The organism is Streptomyces sp. NPDC031265, from assembly GCF_055570295.1.
The window spans coordinates 48,519-64,158 of record NZ_JBVIHM010000005.1 but is presented as its reverse complement, the minus strand read 5'-3'; the positions used below and the strand labels follow the sequence as shown (position 1 = coordinate 64,158).

The 15,640-nt window shown below is 72.0% G+C and carries 12 protein-coding genes; 4 read left to right on the top strand and 8 right to left on the bottom strand.

The window, feature by feature from the left end; genetic code table 11:
• Positions 1–171 precede the first annotated feature (171 nt).
• Positions 172–2,118 carry an IucA/IucC family protein gene (locus ACZ499_RS10465; RefSeq protein WP_468673643.1) on the bottom strand — a complete coding sequence of 649 codons (1,947 nt, stop codon included), beginning with the start codon at positions 2,116–2,118 and terminating at the stop codon, positions 172–174.
• A 28-nt stretch (positions 2,119–2,146) separates the two neighbouring features.
• A complete protein-coding gene (locus ACZ499_RS10460) occupies positions 2,147–3,556 on the bottom strand; it encodes a diaminobutyrate--2-oxoglutarate transaminase family protein (RefSeq protein ID WP_468673640.1) in 1,410 nt (469 codons plus the stop codon).
• A 392-nt stretch (positions 3,557–3,948) separates the two neighbouring features.
• Between ACZ499_RS10460 and ACZ499_RS10455 the strand changes: the two genes are divergently transcribed.
• Both ACZ499_RS10455 and ACZ499_RS10450 read left to right on the top strand, forming a co-directional pair.
• Complete coding sequence (locus ACZ499_RS10455) at positions 3,949–5,172, top strand: trypsin-like serine peptidase (protein ID WP_468673639.1); 1,224 nt, start codon at positions 3,949–3,951, stop codon at positions 5,170–5,172.
• 215 nt (positions 5,173–5,387) lie between these two features.
• The gene (locus ACZ499_RS10450; protein ID WP_468408701.1) at positions 5,388–6,557 is read left to right on the top strand and encodes a trypsin-like serine peptidase; all 1,170 of its coding nucleotides are present in this window, start codon (positions 5,388–5,390) and stop codon (positions 6,555–6,557) included.
• 100 nt (positions 6,558–6,657) lie between these two features.
• On the opposite strand, the gene hflX is transcribed toward ACZ499_RS10450, so the two are convergent.
• The 6 genes from hflX to miaA all read right to left on the bottom strand — a co-directional run bounded on the left by hflX (position 6,658) and on the right by miaA (position 14,786).
• The gene (gene hflX, locus ACZ499_RS10445; RefSeq protein ID WP_468673634.1) at positions 6,658–8,163 is read right to left on the bottom strand and encodes a GTPase HflX; all 1,506 of its coding nucleotides are present in this window, start codon (positions 8,161–8,163) and stop codon (positions 6,658–6,660) included.
• Between the two features lie 188 nt (positions 8,164–8,351).
• Complete coding sequence (locus ACZ499_RS10440) at positions 8,352–9,797, bottom strand: M1 family metallopeptidase (protein ID WP_468673631.1); 1,446 nt, start codon at positions 9,795–9,797, stop codon at positions 8,352–8,354.
• A gap of 80 nt (positions 9,798–9,877) precedes the next feature.
• Positions 9,878–11,965, bottom strand: a complete 2,088-nt coding sequence (locus ACZ499_RS10435) for a RelA/SpoT family protein (protein ID WP_468673629.1) — start codon at positions 11,963–11,965, stop codon at positions 9,878–9,880.
• A 139-nt stretch (positions 11,966–12,104) separates the two neighbouring features.
• Positions 12,105–12,989, bottom strand: coding sequence for a diaminopimelate epimerase (dapF, locus tag ACZ499_RS10430; protein ID WP_468673627.1), 885 nt, complete (start codon positions 12,987–12,989; stop codon positions 12,105–12,107).
• A 167-nt stretch (positions 12,990–13,156) separates the two neighbouring features.
• The gene (locus tag ACZ499_RS10425) at positions 13,157–13,645 is read right to left on the bottom strand and encodes a hypothetical protein (protein WP_468673625.1); all 489 of its coding nucleotides are present in this window, start codon (positions 13,643–13,645) and stop codon (positions 13,157–13,159) included.
• A gap of 202 nt (positions 13,646–13,847) precedes the next feature.
• A complete protein-coding gene (gene miaA / locus ACZ499_RS10420; protein WP_468673623.1) occupies positions 13,848–14,786 on the bottom strand; it encodes a tRNA (adenosine(37)-N6)-dimethylallyltransferase MiaA in 939 nt (312 codons plus the stop codon).
• A gap of 183 nt (positions 14,787–14,969) precedes the next feature.
• On the opposite strand from miaA, the gene ACZ499_RS10415 reads away from it, so the two are divergent.
• Positions 14,970–15,236: a hypothetical protein gene (locus ACZ499_RS10415; protein WP_468673621.1), complete on the top strand. Its 267-nt coding sequence runs from the start codon at positions 14,970–14,972 to the stop codon at positions 15,234–15,236.
• A gap of 82 nt (positions 15,237–15,318) precedes the next feature.
• Positions 15,319–15,558, top strand: a complete 240-nt coding sequence (locus tag ACZ499_RS10410) for an antitoxin (RefSeq protein ID WP_468408717.1) — start codon at positions 15,319–15,321, stop codon at positions 15,556–15,558.
• The last annotated feature ends 82 nt before the right edge of the window (positions 15,559–15,640 follow it).

Below are 15,640 nucleotides of genomic sequence, written 5' to 3'. Positions count from 1 at the left end.
CGTCCTCGACTCTCCGAACAGCGCGATGAGTTCGTAGGGCAGCCGCATGTCCAGCGTGTCCTCGGCGCCGCCGTGCTGGGGGGAGGGACCGGCTCCGGCGTCGGCGTCGGTGCTCGCATCGGTGGGAGGCACGGCGACACTCCTCTCTCGTCATTCAGCTGTTCGTGGGGGTCACGTTCCGTTGGGGTGAAGGGGGTTGGCGATGGTGACGTAGACGGACTGGGTGTCGACCGGGCCGACGAGTTCGTCGAGGCCGTGCAGCCGGGTCATGAGGTTGGCCTTGCAGCGCAGGGTCGGGCTGTCCAGCAGATACGCGGGCAGCGGTGAGCCGAGGGCGGTGGCCCTGGCCAGGAACTGCCGCAGTGCGGCGAGGAGCACACGCTCGTCGGCCAGGCGCTGGGCCCCGAAAGCCCCGACGAGGCCGAGGACGTTGTTGATGCCCAGGTAGTAGGCGAAGCGTTCGTCGGTGACGGCGTCCGAGACGAAGGTGTCGCTGGCGGCGCCGACTCCGGGCAGTCGGCGTTCGAGGGCGTCCCGGTGGGACTCGCGGAAGTAGTAGCCCTGGTTGTCGCGGTAGCGGCCGCCGACGGGCCAGCCGTCGGGGTCGAGCAGCACCAGCGTGTTCTGCTGGTGGGCTTCGAGCGCCATCCCCGCCGTGGCGTCCAGCCAGAGCACGGGGCGGACGACTTGGTCGAGGTAGCGCAGGAACCACTCGGCGGCCACGGCCGGGGTCGGGCGGCCGGTGCGGGCGGCGAGCTTGGCCACGATGTCCGCGAGCCGCGAGTGCATCGCGGTCTCGGGGCGGCCGGGCAGGGGGCGCGGCGCGGTCAGAGCGGCGATGCAGACGGCGTCGTCACTGGTTCCGAAGGGGTTGTGGCGGATCATCACGTCGAGCCCGCGCACCGGCTGGCCGTCCGGGGCGTCGACGGCGAGCCAGGCCGGGTCGCGAACGACGTCGAATCCGGGGTGCGCCGCCTGCCACTGCTCGGCGAGGCCGGTGCGCAGCAACCGGTGGACCTCCACGCCTCGGTGGAGTTCTTTGCGGAGGTTCTCCCGGCGGGAGTTGGTGATGCGCAGGCCGAGGGAGAGCTTGAGCATGGCGTCGGCGCCGGGCCGGTGGACGGTGCGGACGGAGGAGGTGGGGTGCCAGGGGTCGCCGTACGGGCCGAGGTCGCGCAGGAACCCGGCGTCGAGCAGTTCGACGACGGCCGGTTGGTGGGCGAGCTCGCGCGCCTGCCAGGGGTGCAGGGGCAGTGCCACGGTGTTCGCCGGGACGTGGAGTCCGGCGGCGAGCCGGGCGGTGAGTTCGTCGGCGGTGACCGGGCGGCCGCCGTCCGTCCAGGCCGAGTCGGCGGCGAGGACGGTGCGGTCGACGGCCATCCAGTGGAGCGGGAAGGATCCGTGCAACTCGGGTGAGTAGAGGCGCACTTCGGCCTCGGAGAGTCCTTCGCGGCTCTTCGGGGTGGGGTGGAGGGGGTGACCGAGGAGAAGGGACTGTTCGGCCGAGAGGAAGAGGTCGGCCTCGTCGGCGGGGCCGGGGTGGCGGCGGCGTTCCGCGATGAACTCCGCGGTGCGCCGGACCGAATCCGCCACGCGGCCCACCAGATCGGCGCCCTCGCCGCGGCCGGACTCGCGGTGGATCAGGGCGGCCACCGTGACGGCGTCGACGGCCGGGGCGCCGTGCGGGGCGCCGTCGAGCTCCGGCATGCCGAAGCGGTGCCACCCGGTGGCGGACCAGTACCGGACGGGGACGAGCAGGGCGGTGCCGCTGGCGCGCAGCGGGATGCGCAGCACGGGCCCTTCGGGTGCGGCGAGGTCGTTCTCCCGTACCCAGCAGCGGAGCAGGTTCTCGACGGCCGCGGCCTCGGCGGCGGCTTCCGGGTCCGGGTGGTCCAGAAGCTCCCGGTCTGGAAGCTCCCGGTCCAGGAGGTCCTGGCCCACGGGGACTTGGCCCCGGGGATCGTGGCCGTGCTCGGCCGGGTCGTCGGCGGGCAGCCGTTCGCCGTGGATCCCCGCCTTCTGGCGCGGCACCGTCGCCGTCTCTGCCGCAAGGGGGCCGCAAGGGGCGGTGGGGCGGCCGGGGCCGTCGGGCGCGTCGGGTGCGGGGATGCGGTTCACGGTGGGCTTCCTTGTGTGGTGGACCGGGTCAGTGGGAAGGCCCGGCGTCGGTCCGGTGGCGGGCCGCCCGCTCCGCGGCGGCCAGGGCGTCGGCCAGCCGGTCGAGGACGGCGGCCGCCTGTTCGTCGGTGAGGGTGAGGGGAGGCAGCAGTCGTACGACGCTGGAGTGGCGGCCGCCGAGTTCGACGATGAGGCCCCGGCGCAGGCACTCCCGCTGGACGGCGGTGGCCAGCGTGGGCGCGGCGGCCGCGGTGCCGGTGTGGGGGTCCTCGCGCTCGGGGTCGACGAGTTCGACGCCGATCATCAGGCCCCGGCCGCGGACGTCACCGATGCTGGGGTGGTCCGTGGCCAGACCCTGTAGCCGGGCGAGCATCCGGCCGCCGAGCAGGGCGGCGCGTTCGGCGAGCCGGTTCTCGCGGACGTAGGCGAGGGTCGCGGTGCCCGCGGCCATGGCGAGCTGGTTGCCCCGGAAGGTGCCCGCGTGGGCGCCGGGCTGCCAGACGTCGAGGTCGTCGCGGTAGACGATCACGGCGAGCGGCAGCGAGCCTCCGATGGCCTTGGACAGCACCATCACGTCCGGCACGATCCCGCTGTGTTCGACGCCCCAGAAAGCGCCGGTGCGCCCCACGCCGGTCTGCACCTCGTCGGCGATGAGCGGGATGGAGCGGGCCGCGGTGATCTCGCGCATCCGGCGCATCCAGGTGTCGGGCGCGGGGTTCACCCCGCCCTCGCCCTGCACCGGCTCGACGATCATCCCGGCCGGGGCGGGCACTCCGCCCTTGGGGTCGTCGAGCAGGCTCTCGGTCCAGCGGGCGGCGAGCTCGGCGCCGCGTTCGCCTCCCACGCCGTACGGACAGCGGTAGTTCAGCGGGTAGGGCAGCCGCGTCACGCGCGCGTTGGAGGCGCCGCCCGAGGCGTCGAGGGCGCCCGCCGTCATGCCGTGGTACGCCCCGGTGAAGGCGAGCAGCCCGCTGCGGCCGGTCGCGGTGCGGACCAGTTTCAGCGCGGCCTCGACCGCGTCGGTCCCGGCCGGGCTGCAGAACTGGATCCGCGCGTGGTCGGCCAGGGGGCGCGGCAGAGTGGTGAACAGCTCGGTGGTGAACGCGTCCTTGACCGGGGTGGCCAGGTCGAGCGCGTGCAGCGGGGCGCCGGAGTCGAGGACCTTGCGGATGGCTTCGAGCACGACCGGGTGGTTGTGCCCGAGGGCGAGGGTGCCCGCGCCCGCGAGGCAGTCGAGGTAGCGCCGCCCGTCCGCCCCTTCGATGGTCAGTCCGCGGGCGCGCACGGGCACGATCGGCAGCGAGCGGGCGTACGTCCGGGCGGCGGACTCGCGCAGGGACTGCCGCCGCAGGATTCCCTCGTGGGCGGGCGGTGTCCGCGGTGATGTGGTCGCAAGCTCGGCCGGCGGTGGTACCGGCGCGGATTCGGTCACGGCCATGAGTTCTGGTCCTCCCACGGTGCGCGCTCTGCTGTGCCAGCCGCGCCGGGACCCTGTGGCGGTTCCGTGGCACGCCCGTTGCCCGGTGCGAACGGTGGGGCAGAACGCTGGCGTGTTGTCCCCCGTACGTACCAACGACGCCGGGGCCGGAGGATCACGGGCAGGCGCGAAGATCCTTGTGGAGCGGAACCGTGGCCCTGCCGCGCACCGTCCCAACCGGCACCGGCATAGTGGGGGCCGCACTCCGGCCGGTACTTTCCGGCCGGAGCGAGGTGGGCCGACGGCTTCGAGGAAGCCGTCGGGTTCGCTTCAGTAACCGCAAGCGGTGGAGCAACGGTGGCTGCACCGCGCATCAGCAGCTTCAGTACCGAAGTCCCAGGGGGATCAAGAACATGCGACCGACACGTCCGAATTCCGGGGCCCGTGGCGGGAGGGGCGCACTTCGCCGGACCTCCCCCGTGCTGGCCGCGCTCGGCCTCACGGCCGCGCTCGCCCTGACCGCCACCGCGTGCGGTCCGGGCGGCGACGACAAGGCCGACGCCAAGCCGACCGCTTCGGCGACCGCCGGCGACGACGGCCTCCAGATCCCGGACGACATCAAGGACCGGCTCAAGAAGCACGGGATCGACCCGGACAAGTGGAAGAACGGCGAGTGGAAGAACTGGGACAAGTCCAAGTGGCTGCGTGAGGCCAGGGACTTCGTCAACCCGATCATCCAGGACCTGTGGGACCCGGACCGGATGCGGAAGGCCGAAAAGCCCCCGCAGAAGCCCGTCCCCAACGACATCTCGGGCGACAAGGGCGTGACGGACCCGACCCCGGCACCCGTCAAGGCCCGGGCCCAGAAGGCCCCGTACCACCAGAGCCTGCCGCAGCTCGGCAAGCTCTTCTTCGACGGCCCCGAGGGCTCGATGGTCTGCTCCGCGACCGTCGTGAAGGACCCGGCGCACCCCGGCAAGTCCAACATGGTGTGGACGGCGGGCCACTGCGTCCACGCGGGCGCCAAGGGCGGCTGGTACCGCAACATCGCCTTCGTGCCCTCGTACAACAACGCCGACATGTCGCTCGCGCAGCTGCAGAAGGCGACCAAGCAGCAGATCGCGCCGTACGGCGTGTACTGGGCCGACTGGGCGCAGACCTCGCAGCAGTGGATCCAGGGCGGCGGCCCGACCGGCGGCCAGGGCGCCCCGTACGACTTCGCGGTGCTGCACGTCACCCCCGAGAAGGGCAAGGGCGGCAAGTCCCTTGAGGAGACGGTCGGTACTGCCCTCCCGGTGGACTTCAACGCCCCGGCCGTGCCGAAGATCGCGAGCATGACGGCGAACGGCTACCCGGCCGCGCCGCCGTACGACGGCCAGAAGCTGTACCAGTGCAAGGACAAGCCGGGCCGGCTCTCGCTCGACGCCAGCACCCCGACGATGTACCGCCTGGGCTGCACCATGACCGGCGGCTCCTCCGGCGGCGGCTGGATCGCCGCGGGCGCCGACGGCAAGCCCGCGCTGGTCTCCAACACCTCCATCGGCCCGGTGACGGCCGGCTGGCTGGCGGGCCCGCGTCTGGGCCCGGAGGCCAAGGGCGTGTACGACTCGGTCAGCAACAAGTACGCGGGCCAGTAGGCCCGGCCGGGGTCCGGGAGCTCTCTCCACGAGAGCTCCCGGACCCCTGTGCGAGACCCCCACGCGCTACCGGCATAGTGGGGGCTGCGAAACGGCGGTCCCGGAAGACCCCGCTTCGCGATATGACGTGCCCATGGCAACCCACGCCGTCTCGGCGTGCTGCCCGGCGCGCGCAACTGAACAAGGTACGAGCAATTTCAGGGGGAATCGTTTCCATGCGATCCATACGTCCGCTGCTGGCCGCCACCGGCCTGGTGGCGGCACTCGCGCTGACGGCCACCGCGTGCGGCCCCGGCGACGACGACGCGGACAGCAAGCCGTCCGCGTCGAGCACCGCCCAGGGCAAGGGCGACCAGGGCCTTCCCGACGACGTCGCCGGCGCCCTCAAGAAGCACGGCGTCGACCTGGACAAGTGGAAGAACGGCGACTGGAAGAACTGGGACAAGTCCAAGTGGCTGCGTGACGCCAAGGACTTCGTCAACCCGGTCATCGCGGACCTGTGGAAGCCCGAGCGGATGAAGTCCGCCAAGGACCCGCAGAAGACCATGGCCGCAGGCGACGTCAACGGCGACCAGGGCATCAGCGACCCGGAGCCGCGGCCGGTCCAGGCCAAGGCCGAGAGCCTGCCGTACCACAACTACGCCGCCCCGGTCGGCAAGGTGTTCTTCGACTCCCCCGAGGGCTCCATGGTGTGCTCGGGCACCGTCGTGAAGGACCCGGCCCACCCCGGCAAGTCCAACATGGTGTGGACGGCTGGCCACTGCGTCCACGCGGGCGCCAAGGGCGGCTGGTACCGCAACATCGCCTTCGTCCCTGCCTACAACGACAAGGGCAAGTCGGCGGCGCAGCTGCGCAACGCGCAGCCGCAGGAGGTCGCCCCGTACGGCGCGTTCTGGGCCGACTGGGCCTCGACCTCGGGCGAGTGGATCACCGGTGGCGGCCCCACCGGCGGCACCGGCGCCCCGTACGACTACTCCGTGCTGCACGTGAAGCCGGAGAACGGCACCAAGTCGCTTGAGGAGACCGTCGGCAACGCGCTGACCGTCAACTTCTCGACGCCGGCCGCGCACTCGGTCTCCGCGATGGGTGCCTGGGGCTACCCCGCGGCGCCGCCGTACGACGGCCTCAAGATGTTCAAGTGCGTCGACCGCCCCGGCCGTCTCTCGGTCAGCCCCGGCACGCCCGCCATGTACCGCATCGGCTGCACGATGACCGGCGGTTCCTCCGGTGGCGGCTGGTTCATCACCGGCACCAGCGGCAAGGCGGAGCTGGTCTCCAACACCTCGATCGGCCCGGTCACTTCGGGCTGGCTGGCCGGACCCCAGCTGGGCGCCGGCGCCCAGCAGATCTTCACCCAGATGAGTCAGAAGTACGGCGGCCGGTAGGGCTGCTGACACCTGACGACGACAAGGCCCGCCCCCTCGTACGGAGGGGGCGGGCCTTGTTCGCATCTGCGGGCCGGTCGGTGCCCGGCCGCGCCTGCGGTCAGTGCTTGGCCGGTACGTACGGAGCGAGCTCCGCCGCCAGCACCTCGTGCACCCGCGCCTTGAGCAGCGTGCCCTCCGGGGTGTGCTCCTCGGAGATCACCTCGCCCTCGGCGTGCGCGCGCGAGACCAGCTGTCCGTGCGTGTACGGCACGAGGGCCTCGATCTCGACCTCGGGGCGCGGCAGTTCGGCGTCGATGATGCCGAGCAGCTGCTCGATGCCCATGCCCGTACGGGCGGAGACCGCGATGGAGTGCTTCTCGATCCGCAGCAGGCGCTGGAGGACCAGCGGGTCGGCCGCGTCCGCCTTGTTGATCACCACGATCTCGGGCACGTCGACCGCGCCCACCTCGCGGATCACCTCGCGCACGGCGGCCAGCTGCTCCTCCGGGGCCGGGTGTGAGCCGTCCACCACGTGCAGGATCAGGTCGGAGTCGCCGACCTCCTCCATGGTGGAGCGGAACGCCTCGACCAGGTGGTGCGGCAGGTGCCGGACGAACCCGACGGTGTCGGCCAGTGTGTACAGCCGGCCGCTGGGCGTCTCTGCCCGGCGCACGGTCGGGTCGAGGGTGGCGAACAGTGCGTTCTCCACCAGGACGCCCGCGCCCGTGAGGCGGTTGAGCAGCGAGGACTTGCCGGCGTTGGTGTACCCCGCGATGGCTACCGAGGGGACCTTGTTGCGACGGCGCTCCTGGCGCTTGATCTCGCGGCCGGTCTTCATCTCCGCGATCTCCCGGCGCATCTTCGCCATCTTCTCGCGGATCCGCCGCCGGTCCGTCTCGATCTTGGTCTCACCGGGACCACGGGTGGCCATGCCGCCGCCGGACGAGCCGGAGCCGCCACCGCCCATCTGCCGGGAGAGCGACTGGCCCCAGCCGCGCAGCCTGGGCAGCATGTACTGCATCTGGGCCAGCGAGACCTGGGCCTTGCCCTCTCGGGACTTGGCGTGCTGGGCGAAGATGTCGAGGATCAGGGCGGTCCGGTCGACCACCTTGACCTTGACGATGTCTTCCAGATGGATCAGCTGGCCGGGGCTGAGCTCACCGTCGCAGACCACGGTGTCGGCGCCGGACTCCAGGACGATGTCCCGCAGTTCCAGTGCCTTGCCGGATCCGATGTAGGTGGCCGGGTCGGGCTTGTCACGGCGCTGGTAGACGCCGTCGAGCACCAGCGCGCCCGCTGTCTCGGCGAGTGCGGCGAGCTCCGCCAGGGAGTTCTCCGCGTCCTTGAGGGTGCCCGTGGTCCAGACGCCCACCAGTACGACGCGCTCCAGGCGCAGCTGGCGGTACTCGACCTCGGTGACGTCTTCGAGTTCGGTGGAGAGGCCCGCCACGCGCCGCAGGGCGGCACGCTCGGAGCGGTCGAGCTGCTCGCCGTCCCGCTCGCCGTCGATCTCGTGGCTCCAGGCGACGTCCTCTTCCATCAGGGCATCGGCCCGAAGGCTCTCGGTGCGGTTCTTCTCCGCGAAGCTCTGCTCGTCCTGGGAAGGGGATGAAGAGGAGGTCATTGGATCCTTACGTCGTTGGAATGCGATTACGTCGGTCACAACGCGTAATGGATCCGAAAGATTCCCGAGTGGAATCCGGCCCCGGCAGCGCCGCCGACCCGTCGATGGTCGCACGGTGCCACCGGGCCCGTCACCCCGGTTTTCCGGCGCTCGGCGGGTCGGGGACGGGTGCCCCCGCGCCCGTGCCCCTAGGCGTGCCGGGGTGCGGCGCTGCGCCAGTCCTTGTGCCCGGGCATCGGCGGCGTCTTCGCCCCGTACAGCCAGCCCTGGAAGAACCCGGCGAGGTCGCGCCCGGCGACCTCGGACGCGAGGCCGACGAAGTCGGCGGTGGCGGCCGTCCCGTCCTCGTGGTCGCTCACCCAGCGCCGTTCCAGCTCGCGGAACCTCGCCGTGCCGATCTCCTGCCGCAGCGCGAACAGCACCAGCGCGCTCCCGTCGTAGACGACCGGCCGGAAGATGCTGATCTTCTGGCCGGGGACGGGCGGCTCGGGGGCCGCGGGCGGCCCGCCCGCGGCGCGCCAGCCGTCGGACTGGCGGTAGGCCTCGCGCATCCGCGTCTCCATCGGCCGGTTGCCGTGCTCCTGCGCGTACAGCGCCTCGTACCAGGTGGCGTGCCCCTCGTTGAGCCAGAGGTCGGACCACGCGCGCGGGGAGACGCTGTCGCCGAACCAGTGGTGCGCCAGCTCGTGCACCATCAGCGAGTCCACGTACCACTCGGGGTACCAGGCGCGCAGGAACAGCGACCGCTCGAAGAGCGACAGTGTCTGGGTCTCCAGCTCGAACCCGGTGTCCGCGCCGGCGATCAGGACGCCGTACGTCTCGAACGGGTACGGCCCGACCTGCTTCTCCATCCACGCGATCTCGGCCGGCGTCTTCTTCAGCCAGCGCTCCAGCTGCTGCCGGTCGGCCGCCGGGACGACATCGCGCACGGGCAGCCCGTGCGGCCCCTGGCGGCGCACCACTGCCGAGCGGCCGATGGAGACCTGGGCGAGCTCGGTCGCCATCGGGTGCTTGGTGCGGTACGTGGAGACGGCCCGGCCGCCCGCCCCCGTCCGGCCGGTCTCCAGCCCGTTGGCGACGACCGTGTACTCCTTGGGGGCGTCCACCCGGAAGGTGAACATCGCCTTGTCGGAGGGGTGGTCGTTGCACGGGAACACGCGGTGCGCGGCGTCGGCCTGGTTGGCCATCACCAGGCCGTCGGTGGTGCGCACCCAGCCGCCGTCCTCGGCGCCGCGCGGGTCGCTGGTGTGCCGGACGGTGATCCGCAGCCTCTGCCCTCCGTACACCGGGTGGCGCGGGGTGATCACCAGATCCTCGTCGGCGCTCGCGAACTCGGCCTGCTCCCCGTTCACTTCGACGCCGTGGACGGTGCCGCGCGCGAAGTCCAGGTTGATCCGGTCGAGCCAGTCAGTGGCGCGGGCGTCGATGGTGGTGACAGCCTCAAGCGGCTTGCTGTTGTCGCCCTGATAGGTGAATCCGATGTCGTACGAGAGGACGTCGTACCCGGGGTTGCCGAGCCGCGGGAAGAGCGGATCGCCGATTCCGGCCGGGGCGGGCGGCGGAGCGGCGGCCAGGACACAGGCGGCTGCGGTGGCCAGCAGAGCGGCACGCACACGGCGCGGGGAGAGCAGCATGCCCTACCGCTACCAGTACACCGTGCGAGGGCGGGGCCGACGCGCACCACCCCCACCCGAACGAGCGTCGGCCCGTCGGTTCAGCCGGCCGCGGCCGGGTGCTGCGCGCGGGTCACGTCGTACACCCCCGGCACATCGCGCATCACGCGCATCAGGGCGGGCAGCTCGGCGGCATCGGCCAGCTGGAGCGTGTACGTGTGCCGTACACGCTGCTCGCTGGGCGGCTCGACGGTGGCGGAGACGATCGCGGCGCCCGCCGTGGCGATGGCCTCGGTGAGGTCGGCGAGCAAGCGCGGGCGCCCGAACGCCTCGGCGACCAGCGTGACCCGGCAGGCGGCGGTGCCGCCCCAGCGCACCCCGACCCTGGCCCGCCCGAGCGCCGTCATACGGGCCACCGCCGGACACTCCTCGCGGTGGACGGTCACGGCGCCGCCGCGCACCGCGAAGCCGGTGACCGCGTCCGGCGGGACCGGCGTGCAGCACCCCGCGAGCCGTACCGTCGCGTCCGGCAGGTCGGTGACGGCGTTGGCGGCACTGCGCCGGTCGGTGGTGAAGGTGACCTGCGGGCGGGGCGCGGCCGCCGGGATCTTGACCCCTTCGGGGTGGTCGGCGAGCCAGCCGGTGATGGCGATCCGCGCGGCTGGGGTCCTGGCGTGGTCGAGCCAGTCCGGGGACGGCCCGGAGGCGGCGTCCTGGGCGAGCAGCAGTTGCACGGTGTCGCCGTCGCTCAGCACCGTACTGAGCGTCGCCAGACGGCCGTTGACGCGGGCACCGATGCAGCGGTGGGCGGCCTCGCCGTACTGGCCGTACGCGGCGTCCACACAGCTCGCTCCGGCCGGCAGGCCCAGGGTGCGGCCGTCGGCGCCGAAAACGGTGATCTCGCGGTCCTGCGCCAGTTCCTCCCGTAGGGAGGACCAGAAGGTGTCGGGGTCCGGCGCGTTCTGCTGCCAGTCCAGGAGACGGGAGAGCCAGCCGGGCCGGGTGGGGTCCTCGCGCTCGTCGGCCGCCGGGTCGGCGCCGTCGCCGGGCCCGCCCCCGGCGTACGGATTCCCGAGGGCGATGACGCCGGCCTCGGCGACCTTGTGCATCTGGTGGGTGCGGATGAGGACTTCGGCCACCGCGCCGTCGGAGCTCGCCACCGCCGTGTGCAGCGACTGGTACAGGTTGAACTTGGGAGCGGCGATGAAGTCCTTGAACTCGGAGATCACCGGGGTGAAGCAGGTGTGCAGTTCGCCGAGGACGGCGTAGCAGTCGGCGTCCTCGGCGACCAGGACGAGCAGCCGGCCGAGGTCCGTGCCGCGCAGCTCTCCGCGTTTGAGATGGACACGGTGGACGGAGACGAAGTGCCGTGGCCGGATGAGGACTTCGGCGCTGATGCCGGCTTCGCGCAGCACGGCCCTGACGCCGTCCGCGATGGCGGTCAGCGGGTCCTCGGAGCCCGAGTGGGCCGCGATCAGGGCCCGGGTGTGCTCGTACTCCTCGGGATGGAGGATGGCGAAAACCAGATCCTCCAGTTCGGTCTTGAGGGCCTGCACCCCCAGCCGTTCGGCCAGCGGAATCAGCACGTCACGGGTGACTTTGGCGATCCTCGCCTGCTTCTCCGGGCGCATCACGCCCAGGGTGCGCATGTTGTGCAGCCGGTCCGCGAGTTTGATCGACATCACGCGTACGTCGTTGCCGGTGGCGACGAGCATCTTGCGGAAGGTCTCGGGCTCGGCCGCCGCGCCGTAGTCGACCTTCTCCAACTTGGTGACGCCGTCCACCAGATAGGTGACTCCCTCGCCGAACTCCGCCCGCACCTGATCGAGCGTCACCTCGGTGTCCTCGACGGTGTCGTGCAGCAGCGAGGCCGTCAACGTGGTGGTCTCGGCGCCCAGTTCGGCGAGGATGAGGGTGACGGCCAGCGGATGCGTGATGTACGGCTCGCCGCTCTTGCGGAACTGGCCCCGGTGGGACGTTTCCGCCAGCACGTACGCGCGCCGCAGCACCGCCAGGTCGGCGTCGGGGTGATGGGCCCGGTGCGCCTCGGCGACGTGCCCGATGGCGTCGGGCAGCCGGTCGCGCGACGTGGGGCCCAGCAGGGCGGCCCGGCCCAGCCTGCGGAGGTCGATCCTGGGAAGTCCGCGTCGGCGGCTCTGCGCGTCAGGATTCGTGGCCTCTGCACTCATGGGGCACCTCCGGCAGCATCGACCGGCGGTGGAAAGGCAGGCGTGCCCTCAGGGCCGGTGCTTGATGCTACCGACCCCACCACGTGGCGCAGTCCGGCTCTCGCTCAGCGTGAACCGGATCACCCATTCGAGCGAAGGTTCAGGCCACGGCCGTTTCAACCGTTTCGAGGAGCGCCGGGTCGATCACGCCTTCGGCGACGATCACGGCGGGGCCGGTCATCTCGATCTCGCCATCGGGGAACTCCGTGATCACCAGAGTCCCGCCCGGGAGGTCCACCGTGTACGTCACGGGGGCGCCGGTGACGGCGGGGTCCGCGCCGTCCCTGCGCGCCGCCGCCACGGCGACCGCGCACGCGCCCGTTCCGCAGGAGCGGGTCTCGCCGGAGCCGCGCTCGTACACCCGCATCGCCACGTGGCCGGGGCCCCGGTCGACGACGAACTCGACGTTCACACCCTCCGGGTAGACGGCGGCCGGGCTGTACGGCGGCACCGAGCGCAGTTCGCCCGCGTGGGCCAGGTCCTCGACGAAGGCGACCGCGTGCGGGTTGCCCATGTTGACGTTGCGGGCGGACCAGCTGCGTCCCTCGACCGTGACCGTGACGCCCTCTTCCGGCAGCACGGCGCGGCCCATGGAGACCGTGATGTCGCCGCCCTTGGAGATGTGTGCCTTCTTCACCCCGCCCCGGGTGGCGATCGCCAGGTCGCCCTCCTCGACGAGCCCGGCGCGCTGGAGGTACCCGGCGAAGACGCGCACGCCGTTGCCGCACATCTCGGCGATCGAGCCGTCCGAGTTGCGGTAGTCCATGAACCACTCGGCCTCGCCGGCCATGGTCTTCGCCTCGGGGTGCGCGGCGCTGCGCACGACGTGGAGCAGCCCGTCGCCGCCGATGCCGGCCCGGCGGTCGCAGAGGCGGGCGACGGTGGAGGCGGGCAGGTCGACGGCGTTGTCCGGGTCGGGGAGGATCACGAAGTCGTTCTCGGTCCCGTGGCCCTTGAGGAAGGTGAGCGGCGAGGTGTTGTTCACGCCGTCAATCGTACGGGTGCCCACTGACAACGGGCCGGGACGCTCCGGGACGACGTGTCCAGGGCGGGGGTGGGCTGGGTCGACGGGTCCCCGCGGGGCGGGGTCGACGGGTTCTCGTCGGAGTCGGCGGGCACCGGACTCCGCCGGGCCACGCCGCCCCGCGGCGCTCAGCGCAGCCGGGCGACGCGCCAGACGGCAAGTGCCACCACCGCGGCCAGGCCGCCCACGTACAGCCCGATCACCCGCCAGTCGGGGCGCTCGCCCGATCCGCGCGCGGGCAGCCCCGGCCACGTGTAGCCGACCCGGCGGGCGGCCATCATGCCCCAGCCGGCGGCGCAGCAGCTGATCAGGAGGCCGAGCATGGCCACGACCGGGCCGCCGTCGCCGAACTCGAAGGCGAGCGGGAAGGCGAACATCAGCGAGCCCATGGCCGCGAGCATCACGATCGGCGCGAGCTGCCAGATCCGCAGCCTGCGCTGCGGGCGGATCTCGACCTCGACCTCGCCGCCCTCGGCGAGCACACTGTCGTCCTGCGGTCCGTCGGGGGTGAGTCCGACGGCTCCCGGCACGGCCGGGCCCAAGGCACCGACGACCAGCTCCGCGGGGCTCGGTTCCGGGGCGTCGTGGTGGGCGGGCTCCCGTCCGGCGTCGCTCACGTCCGGCCCTTCCGACACTGCCGTCACTTCCGAAGGACCCGGTTGCGCGGGCTCGTCCCGCGTTCCGTGCTCTCTGTCGCGAGGGCCGGCTTCCATCGCCACGCGCCCTCCCAACTCGGACTCCACTGGTCGATCGAGGTCGATGATGGCACGCGCGCGGGTGCCGGAATGACCGGCGGTGCGTCCCGATGCCATCACGTGATCAGGCTGTGACCGCTCGTTCGACCAACGCCAGCGCCTGCCCGGGGAGTTCCCCTCGGTGCTCGACGGCACCGCTCAGCCAGTGCACGCGCGGGTCCCGGCGGAACCAGGAGTCCTGGCGGCGCGCGAAGCGCTTGGTGGCGCGGACGGTCTCGGCGCGCGCCTCGTCCTCGGTGCACTCCCCCCCGAGCGCCGTGAGCACCTGCTGGTAGCCCAACGCGCGCGATGCGGTACGCCCCTCCCGCAGCCCCTGGGCCTCCAGCGCGCGCACCTCGTCCACCAGGCCCGCCTCCCACATACGGTCGACCCGGACGGCGATCCGCTCGTCGAGCTCGGGACGGCCGACGTCGACGCCGATCTGCACGGTGTCGTACACGGAGTCGTGGCCGGGCAGGTTGGCCGTGAACGGCTTTCCGGTGATCTCGATGACCTCCAGGGCCCGCACGATCCTGCGGCCGTTGCTGGGCAGGATCGCGCGCGCCGCCCCGGGGTCGGCCTCGGCCAGGAGCCGGTGCAGCGCGCCGGGCCCGTCCTGCTCCAGCTCGCGCTCCAGACGCGCGCGTACCTCGGGATCGGTGCCGGGGAAGTCGAGCACGTCGATCGCGCCGCGCACGTAGAGGCCGGAGCCGCCGACGAGGACCGGCGTGCGGCCCTCGGCGAGCAGCCGGTCGATCTCGGCGCGGGCGAGCTTCTGGTACTCGGCGACGCTGGCGGGCTCGGTCACGTCCCAGATGTCCAGGAGGTGGTGGGGCACTCCGCCGCGCTCGTCGAGCGTCAGCTTGGCGGTGCCGATGTCCATCCCCCGGTAGAGCTGCATCGAGTCGGCGTTGACGACCTCGCCGCCGAGCTGCTGGGCCAGGAAGACACCCAGATCGGACTTTCCGGCCGCTGTGGGACCGACGACGGCGATGACCCGCGGTGCGGGAGCTGCAGTTCTCACTGTCACAGTCTCGCAAACCTCGGCCACCGTCCCCGAACGAGCTACGTGACGGGACGCATGCGGGTTCGTTGCCTGTTGCGAGGTTCCGACCGCCGGTTTGCCGAACCGGTACCCCCGGGCGACGCAATGAGGCGCTCCGGATGGGGCGGGATTTCGCCCACACGAGTACGCTATGGAGTAGATATGGGTGTTTTTTCAAGGTTTCGCCGTAAGGCCGAGGAGGCTGTAGCGGAGTCAACCGAGGAGGCGAAGTCCGCCACCCTGACGGCCGAGGGGGAGGCCCCGGAGGGCGAGCCGGAGACCGCCACCACGGAGGGTTCCGAGCCTGCCGCGGAGGCCACGGCGGAGGAGTCCGCCGAAGCGGCCGCCGCCGAGGGCGTGGAGATTCCCAAGCAGCAGTCGGCGGAGGAAGCGGCGGACAACGAGGCGGGCGAGAGCGCCCGGAAGTAACGCGGCGTATGCATGCATTTCGTACGGTCCCCTGGTCGAGGGCGCGCAGTTCCCGAGATGAGGGCAGAGGGAAGGTGACCACATGGGCTTCTTGGAGAGCCTGAAGGACAAACTGGCCCCCGCCAAGGACAAGGTGTCCGACTTCGCACAGCAGCACGAGGCAAAGATCGGACAGGGGCTGGACAAGGTCGCCAGGACCGTCGACGAAAAGACCAAGGGCAAGTACAGCGACAAGATCCAAACGGGTACGGGGAAGGCCAAGGACGCCCTGGACCGGATCTCGCACAAGGACGACGGCGGCACCCCGCCTCCGACGGCCTGATCACCTCGGGGACGGCCGTGGAGCACTCAAGCTCCACGGCCGTCCCCGTGTGGTGTCGCGGCCCCGTGCGCCGCCTGGCACG